General features: G+C 68.0%; 11 protein-coding genes. 7 read left to right on the top strand and 4 right to left on the bottom strand.

What is annotated here, in order from left to right; translation table 11 throughout:
• Positions 1–9: 9 nt before the first annotated feature.
• From HTA01S_RS11605 to HTA01S_RS11595, 3 genes are all read right to left on the bottom strand, one after another.
• The gene (locus HTA01S_RS11605; RefSeq protein ID WP_068171249.1) at positions 10–765 is read right to left on the bottom strand and encodes a GntR family transcriptional regulator; all 756 of its coding nucleotides are present in this window, start codon (positions 763–765) and stop codon (positions 10–12) included.
• 1 nt (position 766) lies between these two features.
• Positions 767–2530 carry a glycerol-3-phosphate dehydrogenase/oxidase gene (locus tag HTA01S_RS11600; RefSeq protein ID WP_068171246.1) on the bottom strand — a complete coding sequence of 588 codons (1764 nt, stop codon included), beginning with the start codon at positions 2528–2530 and terminating at the stop codon, positions 767–769.
• 71 nt (positions 2531–2601) lie between these two features.
• Positions 2602–4140: an FGGY family carbohydrate kinase gene (locus HTA01S_RS11595; protein ID WP_068171242.1), complete on the bottom strand. Its 1539-nt coding sequence runs from the start codon at positions 4138–4140 to the stop codon at positions 2602–2604.
• Between the two features lie 180 nt (positions 4141–4320).
• On the opposite strand from HTA01S_RS11595, the gene HTA01S_RS11590 reads away from it, so the two are divergent.
• The 7 genes from HTA01S_RS11590 to HTA01S_RS11560 all read left to right on the top strand — a co-directional run bounded on the left by HTA01S_RS11590 (position 4321) and on the right by HTA01S_RS11560 (position 15905).
• Positions 4321–5358, top strand: a complete 1038-nt coding sequence (locus tag HTA01S_RS11590; protein WP_068171240.1) for a substrate-binding domain-containing protein — start codon at positions 4321–4323, stop codon at positions 5356–5358.
• Between the two features lie 8 nt (positions 5359–5366).
• Positions 5367–6881 (top strand): sugar ABC transporter ATP-binding protein, encoded by a 1515-nt coding sequence (locus HTA01S_RS11585; protein ID WP_068171237.1) that lies wholly within the window; start codon positions 5367–5369, stop codon positions 6879–6881.
• Positions 6878–7915, top strand: coding sequence for an ABC transporter permease (locus tag HTA01S_RS11580; RefSeq protein ID WP_068171234.1), 1038 nt, complete (start codon positions 6878–6880; stop codon positions 7913–7915). The genes HTA01S_RS11585 and HTA01S_RS11580 overlap by 4 nt, the downstream gene beginning before the upstream one ends.
• A complete protein-coding gene (locus HTA01S_RS11575; protein WP_084236044.1) occupies positions 7912–8916 on the top strand; it encodes an aldo/keto reductase in 1005 nt (334 codons plus the stop codon). Before HTA01S_RS11580 ends, HTA01S_RS11575 begins: the two co-directional genes overlap by 4 nt.
• Before the next feature lie 43 nt (positions 8917–8959).
• Positions 8960–9808, top strand: a complete 849-nt coding sequence (locus HTA01S_RS11570) for a class I fructose-bisphosphate aldolase (RefSeq protein WP_068171231.1) — start codon at positions 8960–8962, stop codon at positions 9806–9808.
• A 6-nt stretch (positions 9809–9814) separates the two neighbouring features.
• Complete coding sequence (locus HTA01S_RS11565) at positions 9815–10996, top strand: ABC transporter substrate-binding protein (protein WP_068171228.1); 1182 nt, start codon at positions 9815–9817, stop codon at positions 10994–10996.
• Between the two features lie 229 nt (positions 10997–11225).
• Positions 11226–15905 carry an Ig-like domain-containing protein gene (locus HTA01S_RS11560; protein ID WP_068171225.1) on the top strand — a complete coding sequence of 1560 codons (4680 nt, stop codon included), beginning with the start codon at positions 11226–11228 and terminating at the stop codon, positions 15903–15905.
• Positions 15906–16027: 122 nt separating this feature from the next.
• Here HTA01S_RS11560 and HTA01S_RS11555 read toward each other — a convergent pair whose 3' ends face one another.
• Entirely contained in the window at positions 16028–19708 is a 3681-nt protein-coding gene (locus tag HTA01S_RS11555; protein WP_068171222.1) for a TonB-dependent receptor, read from the bottom strand.
• Positions 19709–19724 lie beyond the last annotated feature (16 nt).

Raw genomic sequence — 19724 nt, 5'->3', positions numbered from 1 at the left:
CCGACTCGGCTACGTGGTCGTCTGCACGTGCAGCCGGCTGGATTTGCAGCGGTGCAAGGCGTTGTAGTACTCCAGACGCCGGCCGTTGGCGCCGTAGGCGATCGACTCGATGCGCAGCAGCGGCTCGGGTTGCTGCAATTGCAGCAGTTCGCAGGTTTCGGCATCGGGCAGCACCGCGTCGATCCAGCGCTCGGCACGCACCAGGCGCACGCCGTACTGACGGCGCAGCACGTCGTACAACGAACGGTCGTCCAGGCGCATGCGGTGCAACCCGGGAGCCAGGTCGGCCGGCACCACGGTGTCCACCAGCAAGCGCAGCTCGCCGTCCACGCTGCGCAGCCGCTTCAAGGCCACCACCTGGGTGTCGTCCGTCAGGCCCAAGGCCTGGATCTCCTGCGGGGTCGGCGCACGCAGTTGCTGCGCCAGCACCTGGGTGCGCACCGAGCGCCCCTTGCGCTCCATCTCGTCGGAAAAGCCCAGCACGGTCGAGACGAAGTCTTCGTCGCGCTCGCGCGCCGCGACGAAGGCGCCGCGGCCCTTGATCTTGTAGATCAGGTTGTTGCGCACCAGGTCGGCCAGCGCCTCGCGCACCACGATGCGCGAAATGCCGAACTGCTCGCCCAGCTCGGCCTCGGACGGCAGCTTGGCGCCGATGGGCAGCACACCTTGCAGGATCTGCAGGCGCAGCGCATCGCGGAACTGCGCCCACAGAGGCGATTCGGAGTTGCGGTCGAGCAGGATTGGGGTGTCGTTCGGAGCGTTCACGTCAGGACGGGCTCAGGGCCGGTTGGATGGTCAATGGTGCAGGGGAAACCGGCGCCGCGTCGGTGTCGGGTGCTGCGGGGGCCAGGCGCACGCCGTGGCGCTCACGCAGGGCGGTGGCGCAATTGTGCAGTTCCCGGTGTTCACGCCCGGCATCCCAGCCCAGGGCCAGGGCCGCGACGCCGGCCACCTCGGCCAGCACGGCGTCCGTGACCCGCCCGCGGATGGCCAGCAGCGTGCGGCGGATCACCAGGTCGTCGAGGTGGATCACACCGGTTTCGGTGCACAGGTACGCCAGCTCCGCCGCCGAATAATCGGGCGCATGCTGCAGCGGCACGTCACCCGCCACCTTGAAGCCCTGCGCCATGCGCCAGGCGTGGGACCCGTAGCGGGCCAGCAGCGCCTGGGCTCGCGCAGGTGAAAGGCCCGAATCCTGGGCGATGCGCTCGACAAACCGCTGCGCCGCCTGCGCGCCCTGCGGCATGTCCGCCCCGCCGCCAATGGGCAGTTGCCGCGTGGAAGCCCTGCGGCTGCGGCCCAGCAGGCGCAACACCTCGTCGGTGGCCTCTTCCGCCAGGGCCCGGAAAGTGGTCCATTTGCCGCCCACCAGGCCCACGACCGGCACGTCGCGCGAAGCGGACGGTGGGTCGACAACGACCGAATGGTCGCGCGAGATCTGACCGGGCTTGTCCGCGTCCGAGCGCGCCAGCGGCCGCACGCCCACGTAGGTGTAGACCACGTCGCTGTGGTCGAAGGCCAGGTTGGGGAACACCTCACCCAGCACCTCCAGCAGGTAGTCCACCTCGGCGGGCTCGGTGGCGATCTGGTCAGGGTCGTCCACCGGGATGTCGGTGGAGCCCACCAGCACCCGGTCCAGAAACGGGTAGACGATGCACACGCGCCCGTCCAGCGCCTCGAAATACGCCATGCGCCCTTCCAGCGCGTCGCGCAGCGCGGGGTGGTCGAGTACCAGGTGCGAGCCCTTGGTGCCCATCACGCGCGGCACCACGCCGCCGAGCAGCGCCGTGCTGCGGTCCAGCCAGGCGCCGCTGGCGTTGACCACGGCATCGGCCGTCACGCAAACAGTCTCACCCGTGGTTTCGTCGCGCAGCGTGAGGGTCTTGCCCGCGCAACCCATCACGCGGCAGTGGTTGGTGGCCACCGAGCGGGGCTCGTCGCGGCAGGCATCGCGGATCAGCTCCAGCACCAGCCATTCGGGGTGGCTGATCCAGGCGTCGAAGAAGGTCGCGGTCCAGCGCACGGCCGAGCGGAACAACCGGCGGTCGGCCGGTTGCACGCGACCGATGCGGTGATTGGGCATCACGCGCTGGCGCCGGCCCAACAGGTCGTACAGGCGCAGCCCCGCCGCCACGGCCAGCAGGCCGCGCGTGCGCTGGGGCGGCGTGCGGCCGAAGAACTTGAGCGCGCTGCTCATCAGGCCGCCGAAGAAGCTGGAGAGCGGCACCACGGTCTTCAAGGGCTGCACCAGGTGCGGCGCGTTGCGCAACAACAGGTTGCGCTCGCGCGTGGACTCGGCCACCAGCGCGAAGCTGCCGCTTTCCAGGTAGCGCAGGCCGCCGTGGATCATGCGCGAGGGCGCGCTGCTGGCACCGGCGCTGAAATCTCCCTTGTCGACGATGAGGCAATCCACCCCCTGCAGCGCGAGGTCGCGGAACACGCCCACGCCGTTGATGCCGGCGCCCACGATCACGGTGGAGAAATGGCGGCCGGCCACAGCGGCCGGGCGCACGAAAGGCAATGGCGGCATGCGGCTCACTGGACGACCCTCCGTGCTGTGCACTGCGGGGGCTGAGCGTCTTGGGAACGGCCCGGCGGCGCTCATGGCGACACCTCCGCGCTCTGCGCAGGCGCGCACAGGGCCTGGGGCGGCGTGGGGGCGGTGCTCGGCGGGCGGTCCGCCAGATGGTCAAACACAGGCGACATGGTGGCTATCAGTTCGTTGAAGGCGGCGTTGAAGTCCGCGTGGGCCCGCGCCTGGGCGGCATCGGGTTCAACCGTGTCGCAGGGCGCGCGCAGGGGCTCGGTGGCGATGCCCTGCGACATCGCGGCGTAGATCGCGGCGCCACGCGCGCCGGTCTCGTCATCGGCGCAGCGCTCCACCGGACGGCCCAGCAGGCCGGCCAGCAGGCGCACCAGGCGCGCGTCGCTGGCGCCGCCGCCCAGCACGGTGGTTGCCGCGACCGGCAAGCCCGCCGTGGCGAGACGGGCCGTGTGGCGCGCATGCAAGGCCGCGACCGCTTCGACCACGGCACGCGCCATGTCGCCACGTGTGTGGTGGCTTTGGAGGCCGACGAAACCGGCCGTCACGCCCGCGCCGCCGTTCACGAAGGGCAGGAAGCGCAGGCCCCCGGCGCCAAAGGGCACCGACATCGCCAGGTCCACCACCGCGCGCGCATCGGGCAGGCCGAGCACACCCGCCAGCCAGGCGATGTTGGCCATCGACGAGGGGCTGTTCTCCATGTACAGACGCTGGTCGCGCGGGCCGAAATGCACGATGGCCGCCACGTCGGGCCGGGGCTCCATCACCGGGCCGATGACGGCGTTCACGCACCAGGTGCCCAGCACCGACACGGCGCGGCCGCGCTCCTGCGCGCGGATGGCGGTCATGGAGGCCAACAGGTCGATGGCGCCCATGGCCACGGGTATCCCCGCGGGCAGGCCGTGCGCCGTGGCGGCCGAAGGCTGCAACGTGCCAAAGGCCTCGCCGCTGGGCACCAGCGGCCCGAAGGCCTGCGGCGACAGGTCCGCGATGCCCGAAGCCTCGAAGGCCAGGGGCGACCAGACGCCGGTGGCCACGGAGATGAGCCCCGCCGTGCTCGCGTCGCTGGCGTCGGTGGCGATCTCACCGGTGAGCAGGAAGCCCAGATAGTCCTTGGCGAACATCAGGCGCCGCAAGGCGCCGCTGCGCACCGCGTCGGCGCCGAGCAGTTCCGACGCAATCACGGTGGGCTGGCCCGGCCAGGGCTGGCAACCGACGTCGGCCCACAGCTGCGGGCCGCGCTGGCGCGCCAGGGACGAAGCCCGCGCGTCGGCGCGCTGGTCGGTCGAGGCCACGGCCCGCCCGACCACGAGTTCGTCGCGCGCGTCGAGCGCATAGAGCCCAGCGCCGTGTCCCGTGCAGCCGATGGCACACACCTCTCCCACGCGCGGGCCGAGCTGGTGTGCCACGTCGCGCAGCACCGTGGAGAGGGCTGCGCGGATGGCGGATGCGCCCAGCTCACAGCCACCGCCGGGCAACCGGTGGTGCTGCAGGGGCATGCGCGACAGCGCGAGCGTGCGGCCGCTGACGGCCTCCAGGGCCAGGGCCTTCAGGCTGCTGGAGCCGAGGTCGATTCCGATGAGTATCTTGGTCTTCATGTCATAACAGCTTCCGCTCATCCAGCGGATTCATCCAGTAGTGTTTCCCCTAACTACCTGGCTGGTTCGGCCTGAATTATAGTCCACCTGTCATAACAACTGTGTGACACCACCGAACCCACCGCCGCCATCGAAAGAACGGCATTGCCAGCAGCACCACTCAACAAAGAGGAGACCCACATGCGACGTAATTTCCTGAAATCCGCAGCGGCCGCCGGTATCGGCCTGGCCGGCACCAGCGCCTTCGCGCAGCAACCCGCAGCAGCAGGCGCCGGTCTGCGCGGCAACCCCAGCGACGTCTACGTGATGAACGTGATGGTCTCGGGCGTGGAGTACTGGTTCCCGGTCTACGAAATGATGAAGCAGCTCGGCCGCACGCTGGGCGTGAAGACGCGCTACTCCGGCACGCCCGAGTACGACGTGAACAAGCAGCTGGCCTCGTTCGAGCAGGAGCTGGCCCGCAAGCCCGCCGGCATCCTGCTGCACCCCATGAACCCCGACCCGTTCATCGAGCCTATCAACCGCGCCGCGGCCATGGGCATCCCGGTCGTCACATTCGCGGCCGATTCGCCCAACTCCAAGCGCACCTCGTTCATCACCTCGGACAACGACCGCGAAGGCGCGCAGGCGGCCGACGCCATCGCCGCGTCCCTGGGTGGCAAGGGCGAATACGCCGTGCTGGAAAACCCCGGCCAGGACAACCACGACCGCCGCATCGCCGCCTTCATCAACCGCATGAAGGCCAAGCACCCCGGCATGAAGCTGGTGGGCCGCGCCGCGAGCAACCAAGACCCGAACAAGGCCTACCAGGCGGTGCAGAGCCTGGCACAGGCCAACCCCAACCTGGGTGCCCTGTTCATGCCCGAGGCCAATTCGGCCCTGGGCGCGGCGCAGGCCAAGGTGGAGACCAAGAAGAACATCAAGGTGATGTGCTGCGACGTGAACGCCAAGATCCTGGACATGATCAAGTCCGGCGACGTGTTCGGCGCCATCAACCCCAACCAGGGCATGCAGGGCTACATGGGCATGATGATGCTGTTCCTGGCGAAGAACCCCGGCCTCATCGACCCGATGAACGACGCCAAGCGCAACGGCACCAACCCCATGTCCGTGCCCTTCCTGGACAACGGCCTGGCCGTGGTCAGCAAGGCCAACGCCGACGACTTCTACTGGGACAAGTACCTCACCCGCCGCGGCACCAAGGGCATCAACGAGTGAGCCACGCCATGGGCCCTTCATTGCTCGAGTTGCGCGGCATCGGCAAGCGCTTCGGCGCCGCGCATGCGCTCTCGGGCGTGGACTTCTCGCTGCAGGCGGGCGAGATCCACGCCCTGTGCGGCGAGAACGGCGCGGGAAAGTCCACGCTGATGAACATCATCGATGGCATCCACCAGCCGGACGCGGGCGAGATCGTGCTCAACGGCGAAGTGGTGGTCATCGATGGCCCGGCCCAGGCCATGCGCCTGGGCATCGGCCTGGTGCACCAGGAGATCGCGCTGTGCGGCGACGCCACCGTGGCCGAAAACATCTTCATGCCGGAGATCAACGCCGGCCGGCAGGCGTGGATGGACTACGCCGGCCTCAACGCACGCGCAGCCCAGGTGCTGCAGCGGCTGGGCCAGGACATCGACCCCGCCACCCGCGTGTGCGATCTCTCCATCTCCAGCCAGCAGTTGATCGAGATCGCCAAGGCGCTCACGCTGGACTGCAAGGTGCTGATCCTCGACGAGCCGACCGCCGCACTCACCGACAACGAGTCGGCCGCCCTGTTCCGGGTGCTGCACGACCTGAAGGACCAGGGCATCGGCATCATCTACATCAGCCACCGCATGGCCGAGATCTTCGCGCACTGCAGCCGGGTGACGGTGCTGCGCGACGGGCGCAACGTGCATTCGGGCCCGCTGGCCGAACTGAACGCGGACGATCTGGTGCGCCGCATGGTCGGGCGCGACCTGGGCAACTACTACCCGCCCAAGCAGCAGGAGGTCGACCGCGGCGAACACGTGCTGGAGGTGAACAACCTGGCCGACGGCGAACGCGTGCACGGTGTGTCCTTCACGCTGCGGCGCGGCGAGATCCTGGGCATCGCGGGGCTCATGGGCGCCGGGCGCAGCGAGCTCGCGCAGACCCTGTGCGGCCTGCGGCCCGCCACCGGCGGCGACGTGCGCCTGCGCGGCAAGGCGGTGACGATCCGCCAGTACAGCGACGCGCTGCGCGAAGGCATCGCCTACCTCAGCGAGGACCGCAAGGCCGCTGGCGTGTACCTGGACCTGCCGATCGCCCAGAACATCGCCTCGATGGCGCTCCAACGCGTGAGCTCGCGCTGGGGTCTGCTGCAGCGCGCGACCGAACACCGGCTGGCGCAGGAGCTGGGCGCGCGCCTGCGGCTCAAGTCCGACGGCGTGCAGATCGAGGTGGCCAGCCTCTCGGGCGGCAACCAGCAAAAGGTGGCCATCGCCAAGCTGCTGGCCACGAACCCCGCCGTGTTGCTGATGGACGAGCCCACGCGCGGCGTGGACGTGGGCGCCAAGTCGGAGATCCACCACATCCTGCGCGACCTGGCCTGCCAGGGCGTGGGCGTGGTGGTCATCTCCTCGGAACTGCCCGAGATCATCGGGCTGTGTGACAGGGCACTGGTCATCCGCGACGGTCGCGTCGCGGGCGAGGTGCAAGGCAAGGACATGACGGAAGAGGCCCTGCTGCGGCTGGCCTCGGGTCTGGAACAAGAGGAGATGGCATGAATCACCCCGCACAATTGGACGCCGGCCCCGTGGCTGGATTGCATCCCCCGCGCCCGGCGCAACAGGGAGGCCCCGGCAAGCCGGGCGGACACAAGCTCACCAGCATGCGCGAGATGGGCCTGCTGGCCATCATCGCGGTGCTGTGCGTGGGCATGAGTTTCGCCTCGCCCTACTTCCTCACCTGGGACAACATCCGGGCCATGCTGCTCTCGTTCTCCATCGAGGGCATCGTGGTGGTGGGCATGACGATCCTGCTGATCGTGGGCGGCATCGATCTGTCGGTGGGCTCGGTGGTGTGCTTCGCGATGGTGGTCACGGGCAAGCTGTTTCTGATGGGGCTCGACCCTTGGACGGCCGGACTCATCGCCATTGCGGCCAGCGCCATGATCGGCGCCATGATCGGCGGCTGCGTGGTACGCATCGGTCTCAACCACTTCATCGCCTCGCTGGCCTTCATGGTGATCGTGCGCGGCCTGAGCCTGGCGCTCACGCAGGGCACGCCCCAGTCGCTGTTCTCGCTGCCGGAATCGTTCAAGTTCATCGGCCAGGGCACGGTATTCGGCATGCCGGCGGTGATCATCATCTTCCTGGTGATCGTGGTGGTGAGCGACTTCGTGCTGCGCCGCGCCAGCCTGATGCGCCGCGTGTTCTACACCGGCAGCAACGAAAAGGCGGCGCTGTATTCCGGTATCCGCGTGGGCCGGGTGAAGTTCTGGGTGACGGTGCTGTGCGCGGCGTCGGCCGGCCTGGCCGGCGTGATCTACACCGCGCGCTTCGGCGCGGCCACGCCCACCTTCGGCATCGGCATGGAGCTCAACGTGATCGCCGCGGCCGTGATCGGCGGCGCCAGCCTCAAAGGCGGCTCGGGCACGGTGCTGGGCGCCGTGCTGGGCCTGGCCCTGCTCTCGGTGGTGACCAGCTCGCTGATCCTGCTGGACGTGTCGCCGTACTGGCAGGACGTGATCAAGGGCCTGATCCTGCTCGCGGCCGTGACCATCGACCACCTCATGAATACCCGAAAGACCAAGCGATGAACGCCGTGATGAACGCAGCGATGAAGACCACCACCCTCGGCCCCTCGGGCATCGAATGCTCGGCCATCGGCCTGGGCACCTGGGCCATGGGCGGCTGGATGTGGGGCGGCCAGGACAGCGCCGGTGCCACCGAGGCCATCCACGCCTCGCTGGACGCCGGGGTGACGCTGATCGACACCGCACCGGCCTATGGCCTGGGCGCCTCCGAGTGCATCGTGGGCGCCGCGCTCCAGGGCCGCCGCCACGAGGCGGTGATCGCCACCAAGTGCGGACTGGTGTGGCACACACAGAAGGGCACGCACTTCTTCGACGAAGACGGCCACCCCGTGTACCGCCACCTCGGCCGCGAGTCGATCTTTCACGAGGCAGAAGAAAGCCTCAAGCGCCTGCAGACCGACTACATCGACCTCTACATCACACACTGGCAGGACAGCACGACACCGGTCGAAGAGACCATGGACGCCCTGCTCACGCTCAAGCGGCAGGGAAAGATCCGCGCCATCGGCGTGAGCAATGTGGACCCCGAGACGCTGGCCGAGTACCTGCGTTATGGCCCGGTGGACGCGGCCCAGGAGCGCTACAGCCTGATCGACCGCGAGATCGAGCAGACGCTGCTGCCCCTGTGCCAGCGGCACAACGTGGCCGTGCTCGGCTATTCCTCGCTGGCGCTGGGCCTGCTCGCGGGCCCCATCGACCCCGCGCGCGAATTCACGGGCGACGACCAGCGCGCCAGCAACCCGCGCTTCAGCGCTGCCAACCGCGCCAGGCTCAAGGCCTTCTTCGACGAACTGGAACCGGTGCGCCAGCCGCTCGGCTGCTCCTTCGGCCAGCTGATGATCGCCTGGACACTGGCGCGCGGCAGCGTGTCGGTGGCGCTGTGCGGCGCGCGCGTGCGCCCGCAGGCCATCGAGAACGCGGCGGCCGGCGCGCTGGACCTGCCCGAGGAGGCGGTGCAACGCATCGACGAGGCCGCGGCCCGGCACCTGCAGGCACTCGCCTGACCCCCTCTTCTTCCCCCCCCCTCTTTTCAAAGGACCTCTTCGTATGTCGAAGGACAAGACCGCGCGCCTGAACCGCTTGCTGAGCAACGGGCGCTGCCTGGATATCGCGCTGGACCATGGCGTGTGCAACGAGCCCTCGTTCCTCAACGGGCTGGAAGACATGCCCCAGGTGATGGACAAGCTGGTGGCCGCTGGGCCTGACGCGATCCAGTTGAACTATGGCCAATCGGACCTGCTGCAGGACCGCCCGGGCCGCAACAAGCCGGCGCTGGTGATGCGCATCGACATGGGCAACCCCTACAACGCCACCGCGCACCGCGTGATGTGGGCCGTGCTGCAGAACGAACACGACCCGGTGCTGCCCGCCGTGCAGCGCGATGCCGCCTGCGTCGTGGTCAACCTGTTCATGCTGCCCGATGAGCCGGACCTGTTCCGCCAGTGCGTGCAGAACATCGCGCGCGTGCGCGCCGACTGCGACCGCTACGGCATGCCCCTGATGATCGAGCCGCTGGTGATGCGCCCGCACAGCGCCCAGGGCGGCTACATGGTCGACGGCGACGCCGAGAAGATCGTCACCCTGGTGCGCCTGGCGCGCGAGATGGGCGCCGACATCGTGAAGGCCGACCCGACCACCGACCCCACCGATTTCCACCGCGTGGTGCAGGCCGCGCGCTGCCCGGTGCTGGTGCGCGGTGGCGGCCGCGAAGACCTGCAGCAGGTGTTCGCCCGCTCCCGCGTGCTCATGGACCAGGGCGCCTCGGGCATGGTCTACGGGCGCAACGTGTACCAGCACGCCAACCCCTCGGCGGTGGTGAGCGCGCTGATGGCCATGATCCACCGCGGCGCGAGCGCTTCCGAGGCCTGGGGCCTGTACGAATCCACTCCGGCCTGATCACCCATGAAAACGCCCTGGATCCTCGCGGCAGCGCTGTTTTCGGCTGGCGCACTGGCACAGGGTATCCCGGTGCGCATCGGCGTGATCGGCCCTTTCACTGGCGGGTCAGCCGACGTCGGCACCACCATGCTCAATGGCATCCGCATGGCTGTGGACGAGATCAATGCGGTTGGCGGCTACCTGGGCCGCCCCTTGGAACTCGACATCAAGGACGACTTCGCCGATCCCGAGAAGGGCTTGGCAGCCGCCAAAGAGTTGGTGGCCGACAAGGTGGTGGCCACGATCGGCGTCTGCGACAACGGAGTGGGTATGAAGGTGGTGGACGTCTTCCAGCAAGCGAAGGTGCCACTCCTGATCCCGTGCGCCACGGGCACGCCGCTCACGACAAAGTTCCCGCCGGCGCAGAGCTTCATCTTCCGCACCTCCGCACGCGATGCGATCCAAGCGTCGTTCATCGTCGACGATATTCTCAAACGTGGCTGGAACCGGGTGGCAGTGTTCGCCGACACCACGGACTATGGCGATGCCGGTTTGCACGACACAACCCAAGCCCTGGCGCAGCAGGGCGTAAAACCTGTGTACGTGGCCCGCGTCGCATCAAGCGCGAAGGATGTCACGGCGCAGTTGGCCGAGGCCAGAGCTGCCAACGCCAATGTCATTCTGAGCTACGCCGTGGGCCCCGAGGCCGCAACCATCGCCAACGGCCGCAAGATCATGGGCTGGAAAGTGCCTCAGGTTGGCGCTTGGCCACTCTCGTTCCCGAACTACATCGATGGTGCCTATGGCGGCGCGGAAGGCTCGCTCATGGCGCAAACCTTCATCGCCGAGCCGAGCAACGAGCGCCGTGCCGCATTCCTCAGCACGTATGCCCGCAAGTTCAGCATGTCTCGCATCCGTGTGCCAGTGGCAGCGGCTCAGGCCTATGACGCTACCTACCTGCTGACCTATGCATTGCTGGGCATCCGCAACGGTGACCTGAGTGGCCCGACCGTAAAGAACGCGCTGGAAAACATCCACCGCATCTACTACGGCGTGGTCGCCACGTACGAGAAGCCATTCTCGCCAGAGGACAAGGAGGCGATCAGCCAGAACATGCTGGTGGTGGGACTGGTGCGCAATTCCTCGGTCACCTTCGCACATCCCGAGGATGCGCGTCGCAACCTATTCGTACAGAGAAAGAAGTAAGTCCCCAATGCTCTCGATGGTGTGATCGTGGGCGCCTGGGCGACCGGTGCCTTGACAGGCAGAGCGCAGGCCTGATCCAGCCAGCGCCGAGGAAGAGAAGAAGAGAAGAAAGAGAGAGAGCCCTGCGGCCGGTGGTGACCCTACGCCACCGGCGAGGCGTGCCTGCACGCCATGGTCAGCGGCCTGTCACATGGATTGATGAAGAACGTCTAACAACCTGGAGACGACGATGAAAACCCGGTATTACCTGATGGCAATCTTGCTGCCGTTCGTCACATTGCTGACGCACGCGGCGATCACGGGGGTCAGCCCCATGACCACCCTCTCCACCATGGCGGACGCGGTCACGCTGGCCGCAGAGGAACCGCTCCCCCTGCAGGGACCGGGTCTTGGCAACCTCAGTTATTCCTCGACCGAGCTGTTCAAGCCGGTCTCCATGATCACCCGTGAATCGGGCGACGTGCCGGCCACCTACCCCGGCCGCAAGGCCTACGGGTTGAACGTGGGCATCATGATCAACGGCTACTTCCTGACCTCCTTCGCGCCCGACAGCGGCCTGGGCCCTGGCGGTTTCCTGTTGTACGACGTGTCCGACCCGCGCGCCATCCAGCTCGTCAAGAAGATCTACGAGCCCGAGGGCCGCACCCAGGAGTTCCGCGAGGCCCACTCCTTCGGCACCGCGAAGATCGGTGGCCGCCAGTACGTGGTGGTGCCCAGCATCAAGGGCGTCGAGTTCTGGGACTTCACCGACATCAACAACATCCAGCAGGTCAAGAAGCTGGCGCTGCCCACCGTCAACGGTGGCGACTACGCCAACGTGGCCTGGCAGCTGTGGTGGCAGGCACCGTACCTGTACGTGGCCTCGGCCAACGACGGCATCTACATCGTGGACGCGCGCGATCCGCTCAACGCCTTCATCGCCAACCGCGGCGCCGGCAGGCCCAACCCGGTGCCCACCGGCGAGCTCGGGGGCTTCCGCGTCGGGCCCATCTTCACCATGGGCAACCAGATGGTGCTGACCTCGATGGACAACAGCGACGGATTCGCCAGCCTGGACATCTCCGACCCGCTCAACCCCAAGGTGCTGGACACCGTGGGGTCCAACGCCTTCTATTACGCCACCTGCTACGACGGCAAGAGCCTGCACGCCTCGGCGCGCGGCGGCGGCGCCAAGATGTACAGCTACGACCTGAGCGACCGCACCCAATTCGTGGCCGAGGACAACCGGCTGGTCATCGACGAGCAGCTGTACTGCGGCACGCAGGACCACTACGTGTTCCAGGGCGCGCAGACCAAGGTGCACAAGGTGGACGTGAGCAACCCGCTCAACCACGTCGAGGTGGGCCAGGGCAGCCTGTTCGAGGCCAGCGACCCCGAACTCTCGCACTCCGACCACGGCCAGGTCGCGCCCTTCGGCAACCTGGTGTTCATCGGCAACGACCACGGCTCGGGCAGCGGCTTCATCGTGCACCAGACGGAGCGCGACACCACGCCGCCGACGGTCAAGCAGACCTCACCGGCCAACGGCGCCAAACAGCAGGCCATGACATCGCGCATCGGCGTTGGCCTCTCGGACAGCATCTTGCCCGAGAGCGTCAACGCCAGCACCTTCATCGTGCGCCCGGTGAACGGCAACGCGCTGGCGGGCACCTACAGCGTGCAGCTGGGCATCATCAACTTCCACCCCGCGCAGCCTCTGGAGGCCGGCACCGCCTACGAGCTGCTGCTGACGGCCGGCGGTGTGAAGGACTACGCGGGCAACGGCATCGCCGCCGAGTACCGCGCCGTTTTCAACACCGGTACCGCCAACGACATCGGCCTGATGAACCACTGGCCCCTGGCAAGCGGGCTGTCCGATGAAGTCGGCGCCAACAACGGCACGGCCTCGGCGGTCGACCAGTTCGACGGCATCAGCCTGAACTTCGCGCAGCGCAGCGGCGGCGTGACGCTCAAGAACGACAGCGTGGCCAGCGCGCTGGGCGGCACCGCCTCGCTGGCCTTCTACATGAAGACCACGCAGGCCGGTTCGGCCAACGCCTGGACGGCACCCGGCATCTTCGGACGCGACCAGGTGGGCGGCGCGGACGACGTGTTCTGGGGCTGGATCGACAACACCGGCCGCCTGAACCTGTCGGTGGGCAACGCGGCGACCAACAACCCCGGCACCCGCTCCAACGCCGCGGTGAACGACGGCAACTGGCACCACGTGGTGATGACGCGCGACGCCACCACGGGCGCGCAGGCCGTGTACGTCGATGGCATCAAGACCAGCTCCACCGGCCTCACGGGCACCAAGGGCCTGTTCAACCGGTTCACCCTGCTCGGGCAGATGCAGGGCAATACGGACTTCTTCCGTGGCAGCCTGGCCGACGTGCGGGTCTACGGTCGGGTACTCAGCGATGCCGACGTCACGGCTCTGCAGCAACAGGCCCTCGTCGGCGACGTGGGCCTGAGCGACGGCCCGCAAATGGTCAACGGCCAACTGACGTTCAACCCGCCCCAGCTGGGCGGCGGCAGCGGCTTCACCTACCGCTGGAACTTCGGCAACGGCACGCAGACGGCCTTCTCCAGCCAGCTGGGCACCACCTACAGCTACAACCGCCCCGGCCACTACACCGTGACCCTCACGGTGCGCGACGCCTCGGGCCGTGAGACCTACTACACCTACAACGTCACCGTGACCTTCCCGGTGACGGCCACCGCGCCCACGCATTCGAGCAACATCGTGGGCGACGCGGGCAGCGTCTACGCGGTGAACCCCGACAGCGGCACCGTCGCCGCCATCGATGCACAGGCCCTCACCAAGCGCTGGGAGATCCGCGTGGGCGACGAGCCCAAGACCCTCGCACGCGGCCCCGACGGCCGCATCTGGGTCACGGTGCAGGGCGAGGACAAGCTGGTGGCCCTGAACCCGGCCGACGGCAGCCTCTCCACCACGGTGGCACTGCCCTACGGCAGCGGCCCCTACGGCGTGGCCTTCACGCCCAACGGCGCCAAGGGCCTGCTGACGCTGGAGAGCAAGTCCACGCTGATCAGCTTCGACCCGACCAGCGGCAACACCACGGGCACGCTGGCCCTGGAGGGCGAGCTGCGTGGCATCGCGGTGGCGGCCGACTCGCAGACGGCTTACATCACGCGCTTCAAGTCGAAGATGACGGGTGGGCAGCTGCACAAGGTGAACCTCAATGCCATGGGCCTGCTGTCTTCCATCGCGCTGCCGGTGGACACCACCACGGTGGACACCGAGAACAGCGCACGCGGCGTGGCCAACTACCTGAGCCAGGTGGTGATCTCGCCCGATGGCGGCCGCGCGGTGCTGCCGGGCAAGAAGGACAACATCGTGCGCGGGCGCTTCCGCGATGGCAGCGACCTGGAGCACGACCAGACGGTGCGCTCCATCCTGTCGCAGGTCGACCTCTCGCAAAACACGCACGTGGCGGGCGAGCAAATCGACTTCGACGACCGGGCCCCGGCACGCGCCGCCCTCTTCTCACCGGCCGGCGACTACCTGTTCGTGGCGCAGATGGAGGGCAACAACGTCGCCATCGTCGACGCCTACAGCCACGCCGTGCGCGGCGAGATCAGCGCCAGCAGCGCACCGCACGGCCTGTACCTGGACGCCTCGCGCAAGCGCCTGTTCGTCAACAACTTCCTGGCGCGCTCGGTCACCGCGCACGACGTGGCCGACGTGCTGGCCTCGCGCAGCGCGGCCGCGGTCTTCCTGCAGCACGTCCCCACGGTGGCGCAGGAGCCCATGGCCGCCGCGGCGCTGCGCGGCAAGCTGGTGTTCTACAACGCGGCCGACCGGCGCATGAGCAAGGACAACTACATGTCCTGCGCCAGCTGCCACGCCGACGGTGGGGACGACGGCATGGTGTGGGACTTCACCCAGCGCGGCGAGGGCCTGCGCCGCACCATCAGCCTGCAGGGTCGGGCCGGCCTGGGCCACGGCAAGCTGCACTGGAGCGCCAACTTCGACGAGGTGCAGGACTTCGAGAACGACATGCGCAACGCCTTCGGCGGCACGGGCTTCCTGAGCGACGCGGACTTTGCCGTCACGCAGGACCCGCTGGGCACGCCCAAGGCCGGGCGCAGCACCCAGCTCGACGATCTGGCGGCCTACCTGAGCTCGCTGAACAAGTTCATGCGCAGCCCGGTGCGCACAGCCAACGGCAGCCTGACCGTGGAAGCGGCGCGCGGGCAGACCCTGTTCGCCAGCGCCAACTGCGCGAGCTGCCATTCGGGCGGCACCCTGCGCGACGGTCTGCGGCACGACGTGGGCACGATCCAGCCGTCGTCCGGCCTGGGCATGAACCAGCCGCTGGCCGGTGTGGGCTTCGACACGCCCACGCTGATCGGCAGCTGGGCCGCGAAGTCCTACATGCACAACGGCCAGAAGGCCAGCGTGCTGGACGTGATCGCGGGCGGCCACGGCAACGCCTCGGGCCTGCCCGCGGCAGACCAGCAGGCGATCGCCGACTACGTGCGCTCGCAGGACACCGCGTCGGAGGTCAGCACGCGCCTGCGCTCCAACCACAGCGGGCTGTGCGTCAACATCCGGGGGGTCTCGCAGGCCAGCGGCACAGTCGCCATCCAGTGGCCTTGCGGCACCGCCAGCAACGAGACCTTCGCGGTGCGCAACGTCGCCGACGGCTACGTGCAACTGGTCGCCCAGCACAGCAACCTGTGCCTGGCGCAGGACAGCGCGGTGACCAGCGGCGCCGGGGTGGTTCAGCTGGCCTGCAACAGCGGCAACACGGCGCAGTGGAGCCTGGTGGGATCGACCATCCGCAACCGGGCGTCGGGCGCCTGCCTGGACGTGCCGAACAACTCGACGGCACAGGACATCCCGCTGATCACCTGGACCTGCCACAGCGGCAACAACCAGAACTGGACCCAGGTGCGCTGACGGGGTAGCGCTGAAACCACAGGGCCCGCCGTCGCGGTTTGCGACGGCGGGCCCTGTGCCGTTGGGGCCACCCTCCTCTGCGGTAACCCTCAAGAGCTCAGAAGCTCACATCCCCCCGCCCCTCAATAGACGCCCACGGCGTTGAGGTACCAGCCCTTGAAGCGGTAGTCGGTGTGGCGCAGGTCGTCGCTGAAGCTGGTGAAGTTGTAGCCCACCCCCAGACGGAAATAGGGGGTGATCTGCTTGTCCACGCCCACCAGCCAGCCCGACCGCGTGTTCTTGTCCTGCACCGTCTTCAGCCAGCGGTGTTCGACCAGGGCGTCCCAGGACTGGAGCATGTGCATGCGCACCTGGCCAGCGGCGAAGTGCCGGGTGTTCTTGTACCAGGCGCCGGTGTTGCGGCCCTCGCGCAACTCGCCGTTGCGGTAGGCGTATTTGCCGCCCACCTCCCACAGCGGGTTGATGCGGTAGAGCAGCTCGTTGGCGAGGATGTGCGCGCGCTGGTCCACCTCGTTGTTGGCCACGCCCGAGGTGGGCGACACCTGCGTCAGCGCGCCCAGGTCGTACACATAGGTGTATTTGCCCAGCCAGGCCCAGCGGTTGTTGCCCGCGGGGCGGTAGGCCAGCCCGAAGTTGGCTTCGGTGAAGCGCGCTTCGTCCACGCTGGAGAGCTTGTCCTGGGTGAGCGAGGTCCTGAGGCGGACCGCCGTGCGCCAGTCTTCGCTGAACTTGTGCTTCAGGCCCACGCTGAGCAGGTACTGGTCGCGCGACTGCGCGCCCCGGTCGCGCCGGACCTCGAAGCGCGGCGTGAAGCTGGTGCGGTTGTCGTTGTAGCTGGCCAGCACGGTGCCAGAGCGGCGCGTGGTTTCGCCACCCGCGGCGTGCTCGATCCGGCTTTGCGCGTAGCGGAAGCCCAGCTGCCAGTGCCGCGCGACGTTGTAGTCCAGACCCAGGTTCTGGCCCCGCCCGTCTTCATCGGCCCGGTGGCTCAGCTGCGCCTCCTGGAACAGACTCAGGCCCCCGCCCGCGTTCCAGCGCTGCCCCACCGAGAAGGTGCGACCGGCCCCGTCCTCCAGGAACTCGCTGCCGAAGATGTCGCCGGGCTGGTGGGCATAGGTGTAGCGCGAGTACAGGTTGTAGTCGGGCGTGAGGTAGTAGCTGCCTTCGAGCTTTCCGGCCAGCCCCAGCGTGCCGGTGGAGACCTCGCCGGTGGCGGACGAGCGCTCGCCAAAGCGCCGGGTCGCCCCTACGCCGTAGCGGTCGTTCTTCAACCCTTCGTCGCTTTGCAGCGTGCTCTGCACAAAGCCGTACGCCTCGGTGCGGCCGCTGAGCTTGCGCTTGTAGCGCAGGCCCGCGTAGGTCGCGGTGCCCACGCCGGCGCCGGCCTGCGCGTCGGGGTCGGCAAACTCTTCGCTGGCCTCGGAGCTGCGAACCTGGCGCAGCTCCAGCCCCAGGCTCTGCTTCTCGTCCAGGTACCAGTTGCTCACCAGCTGGACCTGGTCGAGCCGGTTCTGCCCCTCGACTTCGCGGCGGCTCAGGCGTGCCCCGACGTCCAGATCGGTGCCCACCTCGGCCATCGTCTCGACCCCGGACTCGCGGCTGCGCAGCCCCCCGGTTTCGGCCCGCGCCGTGGAGTAACCGGCCTCGCGGTCCTTGTACCAGGCCCCGGCGCTCACGTTCTCCCGCGTCCAGCCCAGCTCGTTGAGGTTGACCCTGGCCTCGACCCCCACGGCCTGGCCGGAGCGTGGCCCGGTTTCCACCTCGGCGGTCCGGTCGGTGTAGGTCAGGCCCCCGTTGTCGGAATAGTGCACGCTGGCCTGGGTCGATTCGCTCTGTGCCACCTCGGCCTTGAGGTAGGTGCCACGCCCGGCGCGCAAGGTCAGGTCCACTCCATGGAGCTGGTAGTCGTCACCGGCGCGCTCTTCCGACACGTAGGTGCCGCCCACGGCCACGTGGTCGCCGGCCCAGACCTGGCCCCGCCCGCCCGCGACCAGGTTTTCCGAGCCCTCGGGCACGTACTCGTAGTCCACCAGCAGGTGGTTTTCGTAATCGCCGTCGGCGCTCAGGCGCACGATGCCGAAGCCGCTGTCCAATTCGCTGCGCCCCAGCGGGCGACTCAGGATGATGCGGCCCTGGATGTAGTCGATTTCGTAGTCGGTGCCATAGGCCAGGCGACCGCGCTGCACGACCTGGCCGGTGACGGTGTCACGCACCTCGATGCGCAGCTGTTCGGAGCCGCGCAGGATGTCGGTGTGCTTGAGGTAGTACAGGCTTCCCCCGGTGCCCAGCAGCTCGCTGTAGCCCTTGGCGGTCTGGGACTCTGAGGCGAAAACGCTGAGCTGCGACCTGGGGTCGTCGTACGGCGTGGTCTCGTTGCTGCGCCACCTGAGCGCACCGCCATAGAGGGTGCGGTTGTACTGGTTGAACTCGCCACCGCTGATGCCGGTGTTGAAGTTGCCCCACACCGCCTGGTTCTTGTCCCAGTCCAGGCGCAGGTAGAGCTTGCCCTCGCTGTCGGCGTCGCGGTAGCTGGTGGAGTCATCGCCATACACCGGGTAATACTGATCGGGGTCGAGGCGACGGAAGATGTCCTGCGGCGTGGCCTTGAAGAAGTCGTGGAACAGGTTGTTGAGTTCCTGGTCTTCGGTGTCGGCCTGCGCCGTGAAGAGGTACTTGCCCTGGATCTTGCCCTTCAGATAGAAAGCCAGGCGCCCTTCCTTGAGCAGCTCCTGGTCGAAGCCATCTTCCGCGGCCGCGGGCACGATGTTGCCCGTGACCTGGGATTTGGAGAGGTAGAAGTCGGCCATGCCGACCATGAAGAAGTACTCGCCACTGATGTTCACGTCGAGATGGCGCGTGAAGACCGGCTGGCCCGGCAGGCCGTTGACGTCGATCGTCAGCGCATGCGCGCCGATCGGGAGCAGGAACTCGGAGACGAAGCGCTGGTTGACGTCGATGGCCGCGCTCTTGCCATTGATCCGGATGCCGGCCTGGTCGGGGATGTCCTGGCCAAAGATGCGCACGATCGAACCCGACAGCGGGATGTTCTGCTTCACCAGGCCGTTGACCAGTTGCGCCTCGCGCGCCAGGCGCTGGTCCAGCGTGAAGCCATCGGCCAGCTCATTGCTCTGGCTGATCAGCTGCTCCCGGGCGACACGCCACTCTTCCTCGGTGTACAGGCGCACCGTGCGCGCCTGGGTTTCGTCGGCCTGTCCACCCTGGCCATAGGCCCGCACCAGATAGACCAGGGTGTCGCCCGGCCGCAACCGGTGGCCGGCGGGCAACTGGCCGTCCCACTGGATCACCCCTTCCCCGCTCACCGGCACGGGCAGCCGCACCAGCGGCTTGACCAGATCGGTGTCGCGCCCGCTGTAGATGAGCAGCTCCATGCGTTCGATGAAACTGGCGTAGTTGTTGCTGACGTTGAAGCTAAGCCCTTCGACCAGCCGGTCGTCTCGAAGACCCGCGATGCTCTGGCCCGAGACGTTCATCTGCGGACTGAGGTTGGCCGGGTCTTCGGTCGCCCACACCCGGCCTCCGCCGGGCAGGGACAGGACCTGCCCGGGCCTGACCACCGGCTTGGCCGTGGTGGTTGCGGCCACGTCCTGCGGTTGCCCCGCCCCGGGCGCCCCTGCCGCCTGCGCCAGGGGCGCACGCTCCACCGCCTGGGCGCTCGCGGCCAAGGGGGTCAACGCGAAGAGCGCGCCCAGCGGAACCAGGGCGAGGCCATGGAGCCAGCCCGTACCCTGGCTTTGGCGGCGTGCGCACAACAGACGTTCGATGTGATTGGATTGGGTGTTCATCTTGCGGTCATCCGTA

The organism is Hydrogenophaga taeniospiralis CCUG 15921, from assembly GCF_001592305.1.
GTDB classification, from domain to species: domain Bacteria; phylum Pseudomonadota; class Gammaproteobacteria; order Burkholderiales; family Burkholderiaceae_C; genus Hydrogenophaga; species Hydrogenophaga taeniospiralis.
Note: the sequence above shows the minus strand (reverse complement) of the source record. Positions and strands in the feature narration are given on the sequence as shown.

Coding starts and splice junctions, on each gene's coding strand:
- HTA01S_RS11560 (WP_068171225.1), top strand. CDS start 11,226: ATGAAAACCCGGTATTACCTGATGGCAATCTTGCTGCCGTTCGTCACA.
- HTA01S_RS11575 (WP_084236044.1), top strand. CDS start 7,912: ATGAACGCCGTGATGAACGCAGCGATGAAGACCACCACCCTCGGCCCC.
- HTA01S_RS11600 (WP_068171246.1), bottom strand. CDS start 2,530: ATGCCGCCATTGCCTTTCGTGCGCCCGGCCGCTGTGGCCGGCCGCCAT.
- HTA01S_RS11595 (WP_068171242.1), bottom strand. CDS start 4,140: ATGAAGACCAAGATACTCATCGGAATCGACCTCGGCTCCAGCAGCCTG.
- HTA01S_RS11565 (WP_068171228.1), top strand. CDS start 9,815: ATGAAAACGCCCTGGATCCTCGCGGCAGCGCTGTTTTCGGCTGGCGCA.
- HTA01S_RS11555 (WP_068171222.1), bottom strand. CDS start 19,708: ATGAACACCCAATCCAATCACATCGAACGTCTGTTGTGCGCACGCCGC.
- HTA01S_RS11580 (WP_068171234.1), top strand. CDS start 6,878: ATGAATCACCCCGCACAATTGGACGCCGGCCCCGTGGCTGGATTGCAT.
- HTA01S_RS11570 (WP_068171231.1), top strand. CDS start 8,960: ATGTCGAAGGACAAGACCGCGCGCCTGAACCGCTTGCTGAGCAACGGG.
- HTA01S_RS11585 (WP_068171237.1), top strand. CDS start 5,367: ATGGGCCCTTCATTGCTCGAGTTGCGCGGCATCGGCAAGCGCTTCGGC.
- HTA01S_RS11590 (WP_068171240.1), top strand. CDS start 4,321: ATGCGACGTAATTTCCTGAAATCCGCAGCGGCCGCCGGTATCGGCCTG.